Origin of the sequence: Streptomyces sp. WAC 04229 (assembly GCF_003947455.1) — a bacterium.
In the GTDB taxonomy this organism is placed as follows: Bacteria; Actinomycetota; Actinomycetes; order Streptomycetales; family Streptomycetaceae; genus Streptomyces.
In genome coordinates this window covers 102,087-120,457 of record NZ_QHJH01000003.1, presented here as the reverse complement: position 1 = coordinate 120,457, position 18,371 = coordinate 102,087, and the positions used below count along the sequence as shown (strand labels likewise).

The window sequence follows — 18,371 nt, the reverse complement described above, 5'->3', positions numbered from 1 at the left end:
GCCCTGCTGCCCCCGCCCCGCACCGGGCACCGCCTGCCGGCCCCGGAGCACCTGACGCGGCTGGAGGACGGCGAACGGCTGCACGCCCTGCTCTGGCGTGCGGGCCCCGGCTGGCGGATGGCCAGCAGCGCCGTGCTGGGCGGCGGCATCGCCGAGCGCGCGTGGGTGCTCAACGCCCAGGTCGCCCACGGCTACCGGCGCACCGACCCCGCCCGCCACCTGACCGGCCTCGCCCACGCCGCCGGCGCCCGGGGGCCCGGTGTGGGTCTGATGACGGCCGCCGATGTGTCCGCGTTCGCCCGCGCATGCGACGGCGGGGCCGAAGCCGTCGTGACCGCCGGTATCTCGGTACGCGGCTGGGCGGCCTCGCCCGAGGAGGGCGCCCCCTCCGCCGCCCCGCCCGGGACGATCAACATCGTCGCCGCGGTCCCGGTCGCGCTGAGCGACGCCGCACTGGTGAACGCGGTGATGACGGCGACCGAGGCCAAGGTGCAGGCGCTGCTGGACGCGGGACTCGACTGCTCGGGCACCCCCACGGACGCCGTGTGCGTCGCCGCCCGCGCGCCGCACGGCACCGAGGTCACGCACTCCTTCGCCGGCCCCCGTTCCGAATGGGGAGCCCGGCTGGCCCGCGCCGTCCACCGGGCCGTGCGGGCGGCGCTGCCCACCCCCGGGTGAGTACGCGCCCCGCTACAACGACGTCCTGCGCCGCACCGCCATCGTGCGCAGGACCAGTGCCGCGGCCAGCAGCACCCAGGCCACGGCGCTGTACGCCCACGCGGTCGCGCCCCGGGCGAGATCGACGACGGTCCACACCGCCCACAGGGCGAGTACGACGCACAGCGCGGTCCAGGCGATGTCGGACAGGCGGGTGCGCAACTGGGCGCGCTGGCGTGTGCCCGGTTCCAGGTCGCCGAGACCGCTGCCGGCGGGCGTCTGCCGCTCGTCCATGTCGGACTCCTCACGGAGATCGTAGAGATGTGAACTCCGGTTACCCGCGATGGGGTTGGGCAAGCGGGCCGGCATACGCGCACGCGGGGGCGGCCCCGGCCGGGCCGCCCCCGCGTGTGTCACCGGGCCGTCAGCGCGCGGAGGTCTTCTCCAGCGCCTTGTCGAGGGCCGCCTTGAAGCCGTTGACCCACAGCTGGTTCACCCGGCTGCGCTCGGCGGCGTTCGGGTAGGCGTTGGTGCACGACGGGCCGGGGCCGCCGCCGGACATCAGCTCGCTGCACGGTCCCGAGTAGTGGTCGGGCAGGCCGAGCACGTGCCCGGTCTCGTGCGCGGTCACCCGCGTCGAGTCGTACTGCTGGTTCTGCCGGTAGTCGAGGAAGATGTACCCGTTGCCGTGCCCGTCCGTCGAGGCGTACGAGCCGCGCGAGTCGTTGCCCTCGTAGTACGCGAAGTCGGCGCCGGAACTTCTCTCCGCGAGCCGCACGTTGGACACCGAACCGTTCCAGATCTGGGTGGAGCGGGATATCTGCGAGCGGAAGCTCGGCGCGTTGGTGGCGCTGTAGTAGACGGTGACGGCCGCCGCCGACGACGGACTGGCGGCGCGCTTCTCGGCCACGGACTTGATGACCGCGTCGAAGAACGCCCGGTTCGCCGCCGCGTCCTCGCCCGAGCCGGCCGAGGGCTCGAAGCCCAGGTGAGCGGCGTGCGAGGGCTCCTGGGGAGTGACGGCCGTCGCGGCGGGAGCGGTACCGAGCAGGGCCGCCGTCAAGCCGAGACCGGCCGCGGTGGACAGGAGGGGCATGCTGATGCGCATCGATGACTCCTAGAGTGGGGGAGTGGGGAGAAGTCGTCACCGGTGAGTGTGGAGCGCCCACGAGCCCGCTGTGATGATGGCAACCGGTGATAGGCCCGGGCTATCACCGTTCACCGCGACTTGGGTGCGGCTTGGACCGGAGTGCAGAACTCGCCCTGATCCGCCGCGTTTTGTTCACCTGGCGCAACCAACTGTTCCGCCCTACGCTCCCTGCATGGAGCTCGAGGTGAGGCACCTACGCGCGCTGTGCGCCATCGCCGACGCCGGCAGCCTGCACCGGGCGGCGCGTCAACTCGGTGTCAGCCAGCCCACGTTGAGCACCCAGTTGAGCCGCATCGAACAGGCCCTGGGCGGCCCCCTGTTCGTCCGTGAGCGCACCGGCTGCCGCCCGACCCCGCTCGGCCGCTCCGTCCTCGGCCGGGCCCGTCCGCTGCTGGCCGACATGAGCACCTTGGTCCGGGAGGCCCGCGCCGCCGCGGCCGGCGGCGACAGCAGGCTGCGGGTCGGCTCCACCGCCAGCCGCGCCCTGGCCGGCTGGCTGCGCCGGCTCAGACGCCCGGGCCTGGAGCCCACCCTCCAGATGGACGTCTCCGCCAACGCGCTGCTGCGCCGGGTGACCGAGGGACAGCTCGACGTCGCCTTCGTGCACGAGGTCGAGGGCAGCGCCCTGCACGTCCCCGAGGGGCTGCGCCTGCGCGTCCTCGTCGAGCGGGAACCCCAGTTCGTCATGTTGCCGGCCGACCACCCCGCGGCCACCCGCCCGGTCGTCCGCCTCGCCGACCTGGCCGACGACCGCTGGATGGTCGACCCCACCGTCGACGGGGAGTGGGACGGTGTGCACCGCATGCTGCGCGCCGTCGGCCTCAACCCGCGTGTCCTGCACGGCGACTACCACACCGCCGCATCCCTCGTCGCCACCGGCGAGGTCGTGACCGTCTGCCAGCCCAGCTCCCAGTCCCGTCCCGACATGGCGGTGCGGCGCCTGTACGGCGACCCCATCGGCGTACGCCTGCTGCTGGCCGCGCGCACCCGCGCCGAGCTGGACGCCGTCTTCCCGGCGCTGGAGGAGGCGTACTGGGAGGTGGCCCGCCAGTCCACCGCCTACCGGGAGTGGCTGGAGGGAGCGGGGATCCGGATGCTGCCCCGGCGCCCGTTGACGGGAGGCGGAACCGACCGCGTCGAGTTCGTCCGGGCCCGCTGAGCCCGCGATCCGGCCGATGGAGTGATTTTCCCACCGGCCGGTGTGTCCGGGTGACGGAGGGGTTACGGAGAGCATCATGAGCTCTGCACGACGACTTCCGCCGATGCGTTCGCTGGCCGTGATGGGTGCCCTGGGCACCTCCGTTCTACTGCTGACCGCCTGCACGAACGCCGATACGACACGTTCGAGCGTCGCGGAGGCGGCCCAGACCGCGTCTCCGACCGCGACCGATTCCTCCACCGCGTCCCCCACCGGGTCTCCCTCGCTGAACGAGGACCAGACCGAGCGGAAGGACCTCGTCTCGGCGACCAAGGTCACCTGGGACAAGGCCGCCGACACCGCTGTCAAGGAGGTTCCCGAGGGCAAGCTCGTGGACCTCGAACTCAAGCGCACCGAGGCCGACGCCACCGCCTCGCCGACCGGCTCCCCGAGCCCGAGCATGCCGAACCCGGCGCCCAGTCAGGGCGCGCCGGAATGGGAGGCCAAGGTCGCCGAGACCGACGGCACCGTGCACCGCGTCGACATCGACGCGGTCAGCGGGAAGGTCTTCCGCGTCCAGGCCGAGCCGGACCAGGACGCCGACGACATGAAGCAGACGGCCGACTGGCTGGGCAAGGCCAAGCAGACGCCGCAGCAGGCGGTCAAGGCGGCCACCGGCGCGGCCAAGGGCACCGTCACCCACGTCGAACTGGGCGACAACGACAACCAGCAGGTCGTGTGGGCCGTCGACGTGGTCTCGACCGACAACTGGAGCAAGACCACCGTCGGTGTCGACGCGGCGAACGGCAAGGTCCTGACCGAGGACGTCGACAACGACTGAGTCACCAAACCCCGGACGCACACGGGAGCAGCGGGTCACCGGACCCGCTGCTCCCGTTCCGCGTGCCGTGCGCCGTCACCCCGCGGGCGTGGCGGCCTCCGTCGGATCGGTCCCCCGGACGCGGGGCAGCGTCATGACGGCCAGGAAGCCGAGGACCGCGACCGCGGCGAAGAAGTAGAAGCCCCACGGGTGACCGACCCCCGAGGCGACCAGCGCGCCGGTGATCGACGGGCCGACGATCGAGCCGATCCGGCCGATCCCGGACGCGGAACCGAGCGCGGTGCTCCGCACGGACGCCGGGTAGAAGCTCGTCACGTAGGCGTAGACGAGCACCATGGCCGAGAAGACGAACACGCCGGTGAGGAAGACGACGACGTTGAGCATCAGGTCGCTCTCCATGCGGATGCTCAGACACCCCAGCATCACCACCGAGACCGCGAACCACACCATGGTGGTGCCCTTGATGCCCCGCCGGTCGGCGACGAACCCGCCGAGGACCAGGCCGACGACGCCGCCGACGTTGAGCACGAGGAGCTGGGTGACGGCGGTCGGCACGGGGTAGCCGGCGTCGTTCATCAGCTTCGGCAGCCAGGTGTTGAGGCCGTAGACCAGCAGCAGCCCCATGAACGACGCGACCCAGATGCCGACGCCGGCCCGCAGGTGGGCCGGTTTGAGCAGCTCGGTGAACGGCAGCCGCTGGGCCCCCTCCCGCTTGGCCCGGACGAACGCCTCCGACTCCGGCAGCTTGAACCACTGGACGACGGCGATCACGAGGCCGACGACGCCGAGCAGGTAGAAGAGGACCTCCCAGTCGTCGGCCACCTGGAGGGCCAGCAGCGAGGTGATCACCGCACCGGTGTGGTAGCCGGTCATCGTCAGGGTGCTGGCCCGCGCCCGGCGGGCGGCGGGCATGTGCTCGGCCATCATCGTCAGCGAGACCGGCATGCAGGCGCCCAGGCCCAGACCGGCGAGGAGGCGCAGCGCGGCGAACATCGCGACGGAGTCCGCCAGCGGGACCACGACGGTGAGCACCGAGAAGAGCACCACCGAGCCGATGAGCAGCCGGCGGCGGCCCAGCCGGTCGGCCAGCGGACCGACGCAGACCGCGCCGATGGCGACGCCGACGAGCGACAGCGTCGCGATGGTGGTCGCGTCACCCGCGGTCATGCCGAGGTGATGCGTCTTGAGCAGGGTGGGGATGATGGCGCCGAGGACGACGAGGTCGTAACCCTCCAGCAGGACGGTGATCCAGCAAAGGACCACCGTCCAGGAGCTGTTGCCGGCGCGGCCGGCCTGTGCGGGCGCGTCGGACGTGGTGGCGGAAGCCATGATGACTCTCCCCCCGGGGGACGGGTGTGAGTGAGCGGAGCCGGAACGGCCGGGGCGGCCGGAGGGATCAGAACGGGTAGTCGGCGATGTCCGGGCGGACCGTCACCCACTGGGTCTCCGTGAACGCCTCGACGTTGGCCGCGGCGCCGCCGAAACGGGAGCCGGTGCCCGAGGACTTGACCCCGCCGAAGGGGGCGTTGGGCTCGTCGCTCACGGTCTGCTCGTTGATGTGCACCTTGCCGGAGTCGATCCGGTCGGCCAGCTTCATCGCCGTACCGACGTCGCCGAGGATGCCGACCGACAGCCCGAACTCGCAGTCGTTGACGATGCGCGCGGCCTCCTCCAGCGTGGAGAAGGCGATGACCGGCGCGACGGGGCCGAAGATCTCCTCGCGCCACGCGGGCATGTCGGTCGTCAGACCCGTGAGGACGGTGGCGCGGTAACCGGCGCCGTCGGTCTCGCCGCCCGCGGCGACCTTCGCGCCGGCCGCGACGCTGTCGGTGACGATGCCGTGCACCCGCTCCAGCTGACGGCGGTCGATCAGCGGGCCGAGCGCCACGTCCTCGCGGGCCGGGTCGCCGACCGGCAGGGCGTCGGCCTTCGCGGCGAGCGCGGCGGTGTACTCCTCCACCAGCGACTCGTGCACGATGTGCCGGCCGGTCGTCATGCAGATCTGCCCCTGGTGCAGGTAGGAGCCGAACGCGCCCGCCGACGCCGCCTTCGGCACGTCCGCGCCGTCCAGCACGACCAGCGCGTTGTTCCCGCCGAGTTCCAGATGGGCCCGCTTCAGCAGCCGCCCGGCCCGCTCGCCGATCGCCCGCCCGACCGGCGTGGAGCCGGTGAAGGAGACGACCCGCACCTCCGGCGCCTCGACGACCGCCTGTCCGACCGCGCCGTCGCCCGGCAGCAGGTGCAGGACACCCGCGGGCAGCCCGGCCTCCTCGAAGATCCGGGCGATGACCACACCGCCGCCGACCGCGGTCCGCGGGTCGGGCTTGAGCAGCACGGCGTTGCCCAGGGCCAGCGCCGGGGCCACGGAGCGCAGACCCAGTATGAGCGGGAAGTTGAAGGGCGCGATCACGCTCACGACACCGGCCGGGCGGCGGCGGGCGAGCGACCAGCGGGCCTCCTCGGAGGTGAGCACCTCGCCCTGGGGGTGCGTCGGAAGCCCCGCGCACTCGAAGCACTCGCCGATCGCGAGCCCCACCTCGAAGGCGGCCTTGGACCGTACCGAGCCGCCCTCGCGCACCAGCCAGCCCTCGATCTCGGCGGCGTGCTCGGTGAACAGCTCACCCGCGCGCCGCAGTACCGCGGCCCGCTCCTGCGGCGCGGTCGCCGCCCAGGCGCGCTGGGCCTCGGCGGCCCGGGTGGCGGCGCGGCCCACGTCCTCGGCCGTGGCCAGCCCGACCGCGCCGAGCCGGTCGCCGGTGGCCGGCTCGGTCACCGGATGCTCGACCGGGGAGTCCTGCCAGCCGTCGCTGTAGAACTTCCGGCCCCAGACGTCGCTGTCCAGGAGTGTCATCGTGTCCCTTTCCTCGTGCTTCTCGTGCGCGTTCTCGGGGTGCTCGGAACGTCGGTGCGGTCAGGAGGGCGTGGTGAGCGCCGTGTCCACCTGGATCAGCCGGGGCCCGGCCGCCGGTTCGGCGAGGACGGCGCGCAGCTCCTCGGCGCCCTCGACGTGCCGGGCGGCGACGCCGTAGCCCTCGGCGATACGGGTGAAGTCCAGCCCCGGGATGTCGAGGCCGGGGGCGTCCGGCACGCCGAGCAGCCCGCCGAACCAGCGCAGCGCCCCGTACGTGCCGTTGCGCAGCAGTACGACGGTCAGCGGAACCCGGTGCTGCGCCGCCGTCCACAGTGCGGTGATGCCGTAGTTGGCCGAGCCGTCGCCGACCACCGCCACGACCGGGCGGTCGGGCCGGGCCATCGCGACCCCCACCGCGCCGGGCAGGCCGAAGCCGAGGCCGCCGGCCGCCGGGAAGTAGTAGGAGCCGGGCCGGCGCAGATCCATCTGGCGCCACCAGGCAGCGTTGGTCGACGTCGACTCGACGACGTACGCCGTGTCCTCGGGCAGTTCGTCGCGCAGGGCGGCGAAGACCTGCTCGGGGTGGAGGCCGGGACCCTCGGCGGTGAGCGGCGCGGGCGCCGGCCGGTAGGGCGCCGCGGGGCTCGCGGGCGCGTCCAGCGACTTCAGGAGCAGGTCGACGACGGCCGAGGGGTCGGCGACCAGGGCCTCGCCCATCGGCGCCCGCGCGGCGGCCGACGCGTCCCCGGTCACCTGGACCAGCCGGGTCCCCTCGGGAAGATAGGCGCCGGGGAGGTGCTCGTGGTAGCGGAAGACCGGCGCGCCCAGCACGAGCACGAGGTCGTGGCCCTCGAACGCCGCCGAGACCGGTGCGATCCCGGCGGGCAGCACCCCCTGGAACTGCGGGTGCCGGTTGGGGAAGGGCAGCCGGAACAGCGAGGGGGCCGCCCACACCGGAGCGCCCAGCTGCTCGGCCAGCCGGACCGCGTCGTCGAAGAGGCCGTCGGAGTCGATGTCGCCGCCCAGCACGAGTGCGGGGCGCCGGGCGGCGGCGACCCGCTCGACGAGCCGGTGACTCTGCCATGCACCGGGCACGGCGGCCAGCTCGACCCGCCGGTCCAGTACCGCCGCCGCGTTGTCACCGGCCTCGGCCGACCAGTCGTCGTACGGCACCGAGAGGTACGTCGGCCGCCGCTGGAGCCGTGCCTCGAAGACGGCCTGGGCGAGGGCGCGCGGAACGTCCTCGGCGCACGCCGGTTCCGCCGCCCAGCCCACCAGCGGCTTCATCAGGGCGGGGGCGTCGACGCTGGCCAGGTTGGCCTCCGGGCCGATCGCGGGCCTGACCTGCTGGCCGGCCAGCACCACCAGCGGGGTGCGCGCGGCCACCGCGTTCGTCAGCGCGCCCATCGCGTTGCCGGAACCGGAGGCGGCGTGCAGGTTGACCAGGACCGGGCGTCCGGTCGCCTGCGCGTACCCGTCGGCCATCCCGACGACGGCGCCCTCGTGCAGGCCGAGGACGTAGCGGAAACCGTCGGGCAGTCCGGCGAGGAAGGGCAGCTCGTTGGAGCCCGGATTGCCGAAGACGGTGGTGAGTCCCTGGCGCTCCAGGAAATCGTGGCAGACACGACGCACGGATGACACGGACGTTCCTTTCGAAGTGACGTCCGACACGCTAGGCACCGCGCGACATGGGCACCAATAGATGTTTCGGTGCCCCGATATAGGCTGCATCGATATGGGCACCTTCGATCTCAACCTCGCCCGGGTCTTCGTGCTCCTGTACGAGACCGGCAGCGTCACGGCCACCGCCGAGACGCTGCACGTCACGCAGCCCACCGTCAGCTACAGCCTGGGCAAGCTCCGGCGCCACTTCGACGACGAGCTGTTCCGCCGCAACGGGCGCGGACTGACGCCCACGGCCGGCGCCCGGCGGCTGTACGAGCCGCTCCAGCGGGCCCTCGCGGAGATCGACGGGACGGTCCGGCAGGGCGACGTGTTCGACCCCGCCACCATGTCCGGGCGCTTCACCATCGCGCTGTCCGACCTCGGCGAGGCGACGCTGCTGCCGAGGCTCCTCGCCGCCGCGCGCGAGCGGGCGCCGGGCGTGTCGTTCACCGTCCGGCCCTTCGACGTGGAGGACGCCGAGAGCCAGCTGCGCCGCGGCGACCTCGACGTCTTCGTGGCCACCCCGGTGATCACCTCGCACCTGACCGTGCGGGTCCCGCTCTTCCGGGAGCGCTACGTCCTGATGGTCGCCGCGGACCACCCGCGCATCCGGGGCGACGCGGCGACTCTGGCCGACCTCGCCGCCGAGCACCACGCGACGGTGTTCGGGCCGAGCGGACACGTCGCGCCCCGGGCGGTGCTGGCCGCGCACGGACTCCTGGAACGGGTCGCCGTGGACGCCACCCGCTTCTCGATGCTGCCCTACCTGCTCGAGCAGACCGACCTCGTCGCCATCGTCCCCGAGTTCGTCGGCGAGGTCTTCACCGCCTCGCACCGGGTGCGCCTGGTGCGCCTGCCGTTCGAGACCGAGCCGATCGAGATCGCCCTGTACGCGCGGCACGAGTCCTCGCGCGCTCCCGCGCAGCGCTGGCTCGTCCAGTTCATGGCGGAGGTACTGGGCGAACAGGTGAGCCCGGCCCAACTGCCACCCACCGCCGCCCGCTGAGATCCAAGGCCGCGCGAACTGCGGGTGTTTGCGGTCGCGGTGAGGGGCAAAGCGGTGTCCATGAGCGATCCGAACAAGGACACGAACAAGAAGCCCACCACTACGCGGACCGCCGAGGCCAAGGCCGAGAGCGCCGCCAAGAAGGCGACCGCCCCCGCCTCCCGGGCGACACGGGCCGCCGCCGACAAGGCGGGTGACGCCACGTCGGCCGCCAAGGCCGGCGCCCAGCGTTCCGCCCAGGCCGCGAACGGTGCCGTGCAGACGGCGGCCAAGGGTGTCGAGGCGGGCCGTCAGGCCGTCATCACCACCTCGGGCCAGGTCGTTGCCGGGGCGAAGACCGCCTGGACGGTCATCGCCCACCGCAAGCTCGTCGCCGCGGGCGTCGGCGCCGGCATCACCGCCCTGAGCGCGGCCTCGTACGCGGTGGGCCGCCGGTCGGGCCGCCACGCGCAGGGGCCCCTCACCCGCATGACCGGCGGCCGGATCTGACGCCGTTACCGGACGGCCCCGGCCGGAAGGCACAGCGCCGCTCCCCGGACAGGGGAAGATGGGACCGCGAGCGAAGTCCCTACCGATGCGGAGGAGTGGGCGCATGCAGCACGACCGAGCCGGGAAGCCGGCCGGCCCCGAGGACCTGATCGACGTCGCCAGGCTGGTGACGGCGTACTACACCCTGCACCCGGACCCGGCGGAGCCCGCCCAGCGCGTGGCCTTCGGCACGTCCGGGCACCGGGGGTCGTCCCTTGCGGCGGCCTTCAACGAGGACCACATCGCCGCCACCAGCCAGGCCATCTGCGAGTACCGCTCCGCGCAGGGCACCGACGGTCCGCTCTTCCTGGGCGCCGACACGCACGCCCTGTCCGAGCCCGCGAGGGTCACCGCGCTCGAGGTGTTCGCCGCCAACGACGTGACGGTCCTCGTGGACACCGGGGACGGCTACACCCCCACCCCCGCGGTGTCGCACGCCATCCTCACCCACAACCGGGGCCGCGACTCGGGCCTCGCGGACGGCGTGGTCGTCACCCCCTCGCACAACCCGCCCGCCGACGGCGGCTTCAAGTACAACCCGCCCAACGGCGGACCGGCCGGATCGGACGCCACCTCCTGGATCCAGGACCGGGCCAACGAGATCATCGCGGCCGGTCTGAAGGACGTACGGCGCATCCCCTACGCCCGGGCGCTCGCCGCCCCCGGCACCGGGCGATACGACTTCCTCGACCGCTACGTCTCCGACCTGCCGGCCGTCCTCGACCTCGACGCGATCCGCTCGGCCGGCGTACGGATCGGCGCCGACCCGCTGGGCGGCGCCTCCGTCGCGTACTGGGGCCGGATCGCCGAGCACCACCGCCTCGACCTGACCGTGGTCAATCCGCTCACCGACCCGACCTGGCGGTTCATGACGCTGGACTGGGACGGCAAGATCCGCATGGACTGCTCGTCGCCCCACGCGATGGCCTCCCTCATCGAGAAGCGCGACCGCTTCGCCATCGCCACCGGCAACGACGCCGACGCCGACCGGCACGGCATCGTCACCCCCGACGGCGGCCTGATGAACCCCAACCACTACCTCGCCACCGCCATCGCCTACCTCTACGCCCACCGCACCGAGTGGCCCGCCGACGCCGGCGTGGGCAAGACGCTGGTCTCCTCCGGCATGATCGACCGGGTCGCAGGCGACCTCGGCCGGCGGCTGGTCGAGGTCCCGGTGGGCTTCAAGTGGTTCGTGGGCGGTCTCCTGGACGGCTCCCTCGGCTTCGGCGGCGAGGAGTCCGCGGGGGCGTCCTTCCTGCGCCGGGACGGCTCGGTGTGGACCACCGACAAGGACGGCATCCTCCTGGCCCTGCTCGCCTCCGAGATCACCGCCGTCACCGGCCGGAGCCCCTCCGAGCACTACGCCGCGCTCACCGCCCGCTTCGGCGAACCCGCCTACGCCCGCATCGACGCCCCCGCCACCCGCGAGGAGAAGGCCCGGCTCGCCCGGCTGTCCCCGGCCGAGGTCACCGCCGACACCCTCGCCGGAGAGCCGGTCACCGCCGTCCTCACCGAGGCACCGGGCAACGGCGCGCCCATCGGCGGCATCAAGGTGACCACCGAGAACGCGTGGTTCGCGGCCCGCCCCTCCGGGACCGAGGACGTCTACAAGATCTACGGGGAGTCGTTCCTCGGCGCCGACCATCTTCGGCAGGTGCAGGACGAGGCCAAGCTCGTCGTCCTCGGCGCCCTGGGCGGCTGAGGCCTCACCTCTGGCCGGCCGCGCCCTGCGCCCCGCGGCGCAGGGCCCAGGCCGGTGCCCAGAGCTCCGTGTCGAGCCGGACGGACGGGCGGGAGACGAGGTACGCGTGCAGCGCGGCCAGCCCCGGATGCGCGTTGTCGGTGTGCCGGAGCAGGGAGTGCGGGTAGACCGGCGCCGGATCGCGCACCGGGATGCGCCGCAGGTCGTGGCCGGCCGGCCAGACCAGGGGGGTGTGCTCGCTGAGGAAGGTCGACACGGTCGACGACTCGGAGATGGTGTCCAGGAGGGCCTCGACGCCGAAGTTCGGGCCGATCGCGTCCACGGTGAACCCGTACTCGGCCGCGAACGCGTCGTAGTAGGCCGACCACTCGGTGCCAGGGACGTTCCCGGGCATCCAGACGCGCTGCCCGGCGAGCTGCCCCGGGGTCACCGCCCGTGCCTTCGCGAACGGGTGGGCGGGCCCGGTGAACAACTGCAGCGGCTCGTCGAAGACCGGCGTGGCCTCGATGCCGTCGGGCAGCCGCTGCCCCGGCATGGTGACGCAGCGGAACGTCGCGTCGATGGCCCCGGCACCGAGGGCGGCCACGGCGGTGTGCGCGTCGGGGAGGGCGACCACGTCGAGGTCGACGTCGGGACGGGCGCGGTGGAAGTCACGCAGCAGACCGGCCGTCGCGGCCCGTCTGCCGATCACGTCCACCCGCAGCGGACGGCGCCCCGGCCGCACCGACGCGACGGCCCGCTCCTCGGCCTCCAGCAGCGCACGGGCGTGCGGCAGGAACGCCTGCCCGTCGATCGTGAGCCGGGCTCCTCGCGCGGTCCGGGTGAACAATGTCACCCCCAGGTCCCTCTCCAGCGCGGCGATCCGCTTGGACACGGCCTGCTGGGTGACGTTCAGCCGGTCGGCGGCGACCTGGAACTGCCCCGCCTCGGCGACGGCGACGAAGGTGCGTACGGCGCTGAGATCCACGGCGGCCATCGTACGAGCGTGGCGCCGCTGCCACCCTGTGGTCGCTGCGGCCGGTGATGTTTCACGGTTTCCTGGGTAGACGGGCTGGCGTAACGGTCAAGGCTCAGGAAGAGGGCGGATCGGATGGACGGGGCTGCCCGGCATGAGGACCGGCGGAGTGAGCCGGTCAAGGTTTCGGCGGAGTACGAGGGCATTCCCGGCGACATCGCCCGGGGCCGCGAGCTGGCCCGGAGATTTCTCGCCCGGGTGCGTGCCGTGCGGGACCGCGCGGTGTCCGACCGTGCGGCGGACCTGGTGCAGCTCGTGGTCAGCGAGCTGCTGACGAACGCCTGCAAGTACGCGCCCGGCCCCTCGCTGGTCGACCTGGAGCTGGCCGACGACCTGGTCGAGGTCACCGTGTGGGACAGCGAACCCGTGTTGCCCGTCGCCGAGGCCACCGACCCCGGCCGCGTCGGCCGGCACGGGCTCGAGATCGTCATGGCCGTGTGCCACAGCTTCGAGGTGCACCGGGAACCCGTCGGCAAGCGCATGCGGGCCGCCGTGATGCTCACCGACGACCTGAACGGCACCGCCCTCGGACACACCTCCTGAACCACCGCCCGGTGAGCGTGTCGGCGCGGCGCAGTAGCCCTCGCGGGTGACGTCGTGTCAACGGGACCGGAAAGTCCATCAACTGCCGTGCGTCCAGGGTGCTTTGCATGCTCCGACAGGCCCTCGCGAGCGGCCGGTGTTCACCCGGCTGAGCGCCTTGAGTGGTGCGAGTCGGACGGCTGGCTGACGGTAATTCACGTCGGGGCCGGGTCACCTCAGCTGACGAAGCAGCAGCTGCCCGGCCGTGACGGAAGGAACCACAGATGCGTTCTGCTCGCATGCTCCTGACCACGGCGGCCGCGTCGGCCGTCATCGTCCTCGGTGCCCCCGGCGCGTACGCGGCCTCCGCGGGCGACTGGGACCACGACGACTCTTCCTACAGCAAGGAGCACGACAACGGAAGCAAGCACGAGAAGCCGCACGGCGGTATGCACACGGGTGGCGGCGCCCTGACCGCGGTGAACGAGTGGGACGGCGGTGAGTCCAAGAAGGACGAGGGCTCCGAGTACAAGCAGGACGAGGGCGAGAAGTCCTGGGGCGGCAAGCACGAGAAGCCGCACGGCGGTATGCACACCGGCGGCGGCGCCCTGACCGCGGTGAACGAGTGGGACGGCGGCGAGTCCAAGAAGGACGAGGGCGGCTGGGACGGGGGCGAGTCCAAGAAGGACGAGGGCTCCGAGTACAAGCAGGACGAGGGCGAGAAGTCCTGGGGCGGCGGTCACGAGAAGCCGCACGGCGGTATGCACACGGGCGGCGGTGGTCTCGCCACGCCGACCACCACCGCGGGCGGCCTCGCCGTCCTGGCCGTGGCCGGCACCGGTCTGTACGCCGTCCGACGCAAGAAGTCGGTCAACGGAATGGCCTGAGCCGTGCCGGGCGCGATAGCGGCCGGGCCGCCAGCAGGAACCCCGTGGCGGCCCGGCTCGCTGTCCCCCTCCGTGTCCGCCCTGCCGCCGTGCCCTACCGAGGTGGTCCTCGATGACAGTCCCTCCTTCGACCCCCGCCGACGACGAGAAGCCGCCGACCGGGCAGGGATCCCGCCCCGGCCTGATGGTGCTGTGCGGCGTGGCCCTGCTGATCCTGGCGGTCAGCCTGATCGGCGGCAACGACACGTCGACCGACTCGTCGCGCCCCCCGCTGCCCGCTCAGCCCGCAGCGTCGGCCTCGCCCAAGGCCGGCCCGTCCGCGACCGGCTCGTCCGCGACCGCTCCGTCCGCGACCGGCCCGTCCCGCGCCCGCCCGGCCGGACCGGTGCTGCCCCGGTCGAAGCCGGTGCGGCTGCTCATCCCGGAGATCTCCGTCGACGCCCCGTTCACCGATCTCGCCATCGGCGCCAAGGGCCAGCTCCAGCCCCCGCCGGCCGCCGACACCAACCTCGTCGGCTGGTACGCCAAGGGCGTCTCCCCGGGGGAGCGGGGCACCTCGATCATCGCCGGGCACGTGGACACCAAGACGTCCCCCGCGGTCTTCGCCCGCCTGGGCCAGCTCGACGAGGGAGACGTCTTCCACGTTCGGCGGGCCGACGGGCGCACAGCGTCCTTCGAGGTCCACGCCCTGGAGACCTTCGCCAAGGACGAGTTCCCCAGCAAGCGTGTGTACGGGGACACCGACCGGCCCGAGGTGCGGCTCATCACCTGCGCGGGCGACTACGACCGCAAGGCCAAGGACTACACGGACAACCTGGTCGTCTTCGCCCACCTCACCTGAGCCCGCGCGGGTCACCCGCGCAGTGCACACGAGTCGCGCGCCGTCGGGGCCGGGCAGAAGATCGTCGGACACGTCGGCGTCGCGGCATCACGGGTGACGCCCAGTTCCGCCTCCGCGAAGGAGAGTGCGCAGGATGACCATCACGACCACCCCTGTATCCGACCCGTCGGCACGTCAGGTGTCGCACCAGGTCTCCCAGTCCGTGTTCGACGGCTCCCGCCTCCGGGTGGTCCTGCTGGTGGAGGTCTACGACGGGGCCCAGCAGCAGTTCCTGGAGACGTACGAGAACCTGCGCAGCCACGTCGAGTCCGTCCCCGGGCACATCGGCGAGCAGTTGTGCCAATCCATCGAGAACCCCTCGCAGTGGCTCATCACCAGCGAGTGGGAGAGCGCCCCGCCGTTCCTGAACTGGGTGAGCAGCGAGGAACACGTGCGGATGGTCAAGCCGCTGCACAAATGCGTCCGGCACACCCGGTCGCTCCGTTTCCACGTGGTCCGCGAGACCGGCCGGCCCGCGACGGGTGCCGAACCCGTCCGGGGCGGGCTCCAGTCGGCCCCCCGGATCGGTGACGGCGTGATCCGGCACGCCCTCACCTTCACGGTGAAGCCCGGCAGCGAGGAGACGGTCGCCGGGATCCTCGCCGACTACGCCTCGCCCGAGCCGCGCGTCGACGACACCACGCGCCTGTGCCGTACCTCCCTGTTCCTGCACGGCAACCGGGTGGTGCGGGCCATCGAGGTGCGCGGTGACCTGCTCGCGGCCCTGCGGCACGTGGCCGCGCAGCCCGAGGTGCGGGCGGTCGAGGAGGCCCTCAACCCCTATCTGGAGCAGGACCGGGATCTCGGCGATCCGGAGTCCGCGCGGGTGTTCTACACGCGGGCGGCGCTGCCCGCCGTGCACCACGTGACGGCGGCGGAGCGGGACCCGGCGGCACAACGCCACGCGCTCTCGTACCCGGCCCGGCCGGGACAGGGCATGCGGCTGGCGCAACTCCTCGCCGAGCGCGACGAGGCGGCGGCCGACGACCCGCGCAGCCCGGTGCTGAGCAGCACCGTCTTCCAGCGCGACGAGATCGTGGTGCGGCTGGTCGATGTGCGCGGCGACCTCCGGGCCGGCGACCCCGCGGTCACTCTCGGCCTCCCCGACCCCGCCACGGTCACCGAACTGACCACCCTGCTGGACGGTCCGGACCGGCCGGGCGACGCACTCGCCCGGGCCCTGGAGGGCGCCCGGATGGAACCGGTCACCGACCGGCGCGCGCCCGACGCCTGAACCGGCACCGGACGCCGCGGACACGCGACGGCCGCCGGACCGCATGTCGCGGTCCGGCGGCCGTCGCCGCCCGTCGGGGCGTCGGTTCACTCCGGGACCGTGCAGTCGAAGGCGTGCAGGTAGGGGTTGACCGGGCGGATGTCGTCGATGACGAGGCCGGCCTCGGTCAGCCGTCCCACCATGCTGTCGGTGGTGTGCTTCGCCCCGCCGACGTTGAGGAGCAGCAGCAGGTCCATCGCGGTGCTGAACCGCATCGACGGGGTGTCGTCGACGAGGTTCTCGATGACCACGACCCGGGCCCCGGGCCCGCCCGCCCGCATGACGCCCCGCAGGGCGCGGGCGGTGCTGTCGTCGTCCCATTCCAGGATGTTCTTGATGACGTACACGTCGGCCCGGACGGGGATGTCCTCGCGGCAGTCCCCGGGCACGATCCGCACGCGGTCCGCGAGCGAGCCGCCCTCGCGCAGCCGCGGGTCGGCGTTCTCCACGACCTTGGGCAGGTCGAGCAGGGTGCCGTGCATGGACGGGTACTTCTCCAGCAGGCTCGCCACCACGTGCCCCTGGCCGCCGCCGATGTCGGCGACCGAGGAGCTGCCCGACAGGTCGAGGAGGGCCGCGACGTCCTCCGCCGACTGCCGGCTGGAGGTCGTCATGGCGCGGTTGAAGACCTCGGCCGACTGGGGAGCGTCCTCGTTGAGGTAGGTGAAGAACTCCTTGCCGTACAGGCCCTCGACGACGTTGCGGCCGCTGCGGACCGCCTCGTCGAGCAGGGGCCACGCGTCCCAGGTCCACGGTTCGGTGCACCACAGGGTGATGTAGCGCAGGCTGTGCGGGTCGTCCTCGCGCAGCAGCCGGGACATGTCGGTGTGCGCGAACGTCCCGTTCTTCTGCTCGGAGAAGACGCCGTAGCAGGTCAGGGCGCGCAGCAGCCGGCGCAGCGGCTTGGGCTCGGCCTTCACCGCGCTCGCGAGTTCGTCCACGGTCATGGGGGTGTCCCCGAGGGCGTCGGCGACTCCGAGCCGGGCGGCCGTGCGGAGGGCGGCGGCACACGCCGCGCCGAACACGAGCTCCCTCAGCCGCATGGGCGGGGGTGGGGCGGTCTGTGCGGTCGTCATGTGCCGCTTTCCTTCCTTCTTCGGTACACGAGAGGCTGTGGCCGGCCGGTCAGCACAGTCCCGCGGGCTTGGAGGCGCCGCAGGTGTTGCCCTCGAAGGTGTTGTTCTTCCCGGTGGCCGCCGTCTCGGTGTTGACCAGGTCGGCGGGGGAGTTGTCGCGCAGCGAGTTGCCCTTGACCTCGTTCTTCTCGCTGGTGACACCCACGAAGCTCTTGAACAGGACGATGCCGCCCGACAGCGGGGACTTGCCCGAGTTCTCCCGCACCGTGTTGTCCGCGACCAGTACCTTCTCGGTGCCGGTCAGGACGATGCCGGAGCCCTGGAGGGCGTCGAGGCGTTCGGTCTTCGGGCAGGACTTGTTGTTGCCCACGACGTGGTTGTCGCGCACGACCAGGTCGCCGGCCTTGGGCTTGTTCTCGTCGCCGACGACGAACACGCCGGCGCAGTTGCCGGTGATGTTGTTGGCCGCGACGGCGAGGTTGCGCAGCCGCCGGACCGTGACGCCGATCCGGTTGCCCTTGAGGAGGTTGCGCGCGACGAGCGTCCCCTCGGTGTCGGCCGCGCCCTTCTCGGCCGTGATGGTGTTGGCGAGGAAGATGCCCGCGTCGCCGTTGTCGAGGGCGGCGTTGCCGCGGAAGGTGCCGTGGACCGACTGCTCCTGGGCGATGCCCCAGACGCCGTTCTCGGCGGCCGTCACGTTCCGCACCGTCAGGCCGTCGGTGGCCGTCGCGTACAGACCGGCGCGGGTGAAGCCGGTCACCGTCAGGTCGGCGACGGTGACACCCTTGACGTTCTTGCCCTTCGTGCCGGTCACGCAGATCCCGTTGCCGCTCTCGGCGCAGGTGTTGGCGGCCGCCTTCTTGGTGCCGGGCTCGAGGATCGTCTCGCGGCCCATGCCGCGCAGGGTGAGCCCGGGGGTGCTCACCTTGACGCTCTCGTGGTAGGTACCGGGAGTGACGAGGACCGTGTCCCCCGATTCGGCGGCGTCCACCGCCTTCTGGATCGACTCTCCGGGCTTGACCACGTGGGTCATGGGGGCGGAGGACGCCGGAGCCGCTCCGAGCCCCGTGCCGATCATCGCTGCGGTGCACACCAGGTACACGACATGGCATTTCTTCATATTCGGAAAGATATGCCGGACATATTCTGACGCGGCCGGGATGAGCCATCCGACGGC

Annotated in this window: 18 protein-coding genes; 10 read left to right on the top strand and 8 right to left on the bottom strand. The window is 72.6% G+C overall.

Annotation, left to right across the window (positions count from 1 at the left end):
- The coding region (locus DMH12_RS01740) for an adenosylcobinamide amidohydrolase (RefSeq protein ID WP_399186410.1) at positions 1-678 on the top strand (678 nt) is incomplete at its 5' end.
- 12 nt (positions 679-690) lie between these two features.
- Here DMH12_RS01740 and DMH12_RS01735 read toward each other — a convergent pair.
- Positions 691-951 (bottom strand): hypothetical protein, encoded by a 261-nt coding sequence (locus tag DMH12_RS01735; RefSeq protein ID WP_125489721.1) that lies wholly within the window; start codon positions 949-951, stop codon positions 691-693.
- 130 nt (positions 952-1,081) lie between these two features.
- The gene (gene snpA / locus DMH12_RS01730; protein ID WP_125489720.1) at positions 1,082-1,765 is read right to left on the bottom strand and encodes a snapalysin; all 684 of its coding nucleotides are present in this window, start codon (positions 1,763-1,765) and stop codon (positions 1,082-1,084) included.
- A 214-nt stretch (positions 1,766-1,979) separates the two neighbouring features.
- Here snpA and DMH12_RS01725 point away from each other — a divergent pair, with 214 nt between their 5' ends.
- Both DMH12_RS01725 and DMH12_RS01720 read left to right on the top strand, forming a co-directional pair.
- Positions 1,980-2,966 carry a LysR family transcriptional regulator gene (locus tag DMH12_RS01725; protein ID WP_125489719.1) on the top strand — a complete coding sequence of 329 codons (987 nt, stop codon included), beginning with the start codon at positions 1,980-1,982 and terminating at the stop codon, positions 2,964-2,966.
- 76 nt (positions 2,967-3,042) lie between these two features.
- Positions 3,043-3,786 (top strand): PepSY domain-containing protein, encoded by a 744-nt coding sequence (locus tag DMH12_RS01720; protein WP_125489718.1) that lies wholly within the window; start codon positions 3,043-3,045, stop codon positions 3,784-3,786.
- Positions 3,787-3,861: 75 nt separating this feature from the next.
- On the opposite strand, the gene DMH12_RS01715 is transcribed toward DMH12_RS01720, so the two are convergent.
- From DMH12_RS01715 to mdlC, 3 genes are all read right to left on the bottom strand, one after another.
- Positions 3,862-5,115: an aromatic acid/H+ symport family MFS transporter gene (locus tag DMH12_RS01715; protein ID WP_125489717.1), complete on the bottom strand. Its 1,254-nt coding sequence runs from the start codon at positions 5,113-5,115 to the stop codon at positions 3,862-3,864.
- 67 nt (positions 5,116-5,182) lie between these two features.
- Entirely contained in the window at positions 5,183-6,637 is a 1,455-nt protein-coding gene (locus DMH12_RS01710) for a benzaldehyde dehydrogenase (protein ID WP_125489716.1), read from the bottom strand.
- 60 nt (positions 6,638-6,697) lie between these two features.
- A complete protein-coding gene (mdlC, locus tag DMH12_RS01705) occupies positions 6,698-8,278 on the bottom strand; it encodes a benzoylformate decarboxylase (RefSeq protein ID WP_125489715.1) in 1,581 nt (526 codons plus the stop codon).
- Positions 8,279-8,372: 94 nt separating this feature from the next.
- Between mdlC and DMH12_RS01700 the strand changes: the two genes are divergently transcribed.
- The 3 genes from DMH12_RS01700 to pgm all read left to right on the top strand — a co-directional run bounded on the left by DMH12_RS01700 (position 8,373) and on the right by pgm (position 11,541).
- Positions 8,373-9,308 carry a LysR family transcriptional regulator gene (locus DMH12_RS01700; protein ID WP_125489714.1) on the top strand — a complete coding sequence of 312 codons (936 nt, stop codon included), beginning with the start codon at positions 8,373-8,375 and terminating at the stop codon, positions 9,306-9,308.
- Positions 9,309-9,368: 60 nt separating this feature from the next.
- On the top strand, positions 9,369-9,797 hold the full coding sequence (locus DMH12_RS01695) for a hypothetical protein (RefSeq protein ID WP_260473973.1): 429 nt from the start codon (positions 9,369-9,371) through the stop codon (positions 9,795-9,797).
- Between the two features lie 103 nt (positions 9,798-9,900).
- Positions 9,901-11,541 carry a phosphoglucomutase (alpha-D-glucose-1,6-bisphosphate-dependent) gene (pgm, locus tag DMH12_RS01690; protein WP_125489712.1) on the top strand — a complete coding sequence of 547 codons (1,641 nt, stop codon included), beginning with the start codon at positions 9,901-9,903 and terminating at the stop codon, positions 11,539-11,541.
- Between the two features lie 4 nt (positions 11,542-11,545).
- Here pgm and DMH12_RS01685 read toward each other — a convergent pair whose 3' ends face one another.
- Positions 11,546-12,517 carry a LysR family transcriptional regulator gene (locus DMH12_RS01685; protein WP_125489711.1) on the bottom strand — a complete coding sequence of 324 codons (972 nt, stop codon included), beginning with the start codon at positions 12,515-12,517 and terminating at the stop codon, positions 11,546-11,548.
- A gap of 114 nt (positions 12,518-12,631) precedes the next feature.
- Between DMH12_RS01685 and DMH12_RS01680 the strand changes: the two genes are divergently transcribed.
- From DMH12_RS01680 to DMH12_RS01665, 4 genes are all read left to right on the top strand, one after another.
- Positions 12,632-13,099: an ATP-binding protein gene (locus DMH12_RS01680; RefSeq protein ID WP_125489710.1), complete on the top strand. Its 468-nt coding sequence runs from the start codon at positions 12,632-12,634 to the stop codon at positions 13,097-13,099.
- Between the two features lie 263 nt (positions 13,100-13,362).
- Positions 13,363-13,965, top strand: a complete 603-nt coding sequence (locus DMH12_RS01675; RefSeq protein ID WP_125489709.1) for a hypothetical protein — start codon at positions 13,363-13,365, stop codon at positions 13,963-13,965.
- Between the two features lie 112 nt (positions 13,966-14,077).
- Positions 14,078-14,806: a class F sortase gene (locus DMH12_RS01670; protein WP_185832097.1), complete on the top strand. Its 729-nt coding sequence runs from the start codon at positions 14,078-14,080 to the stop codon at positions 14,804-14,806.
- A 133-nt stretch (positions 14,807-14,939) separates the two neighbouring features.
- On the top strand, positions 14,940-16,079 hold the full coding sequence (locus DMH12_RS01665; RefSeq protein ID WP_125489708.1) for a SchA/CurD-like domain-containing protein: 1,140 nt from the start codon (positions 14,940-14,942) through the stop codon (positions 16,077-16,079).
- Between the two features lie 86 nt (positions 16,080-16,165).
- On the opposite strand, the gene DMH12_RS01660 is transcribed toward DMH12_RS01665, so the two are convergent.
- Positions 16,166-17,194 carry a methyltransferase gene (locus DMH12_RS01660; RefSeq protein WP_125489707.1) on the bottom strand — a complete coding sequence of 343 codons (1,029 nt, stop codon included), beginning with the start codon at positions 17,192-17,194 and terminating at the stop codon, positions 16,166-16,168.
- Positions 17,195-17,243: 49 nt separating this feature from the next.
- Positions 17,244-18,314 (bottom strand): nitrous oxide reductase family maturation protein NosD, encoded by a 1,071-nt coding sequence (locus DMH12_RS01655; protein ID WP_125489706.1) that lies wholly within the window; start codon positions 18,312-18,314, stop codon positions 17,244-17,246.
- Positions 18,315-18,371: the final 57 nt, after the last annotated feature.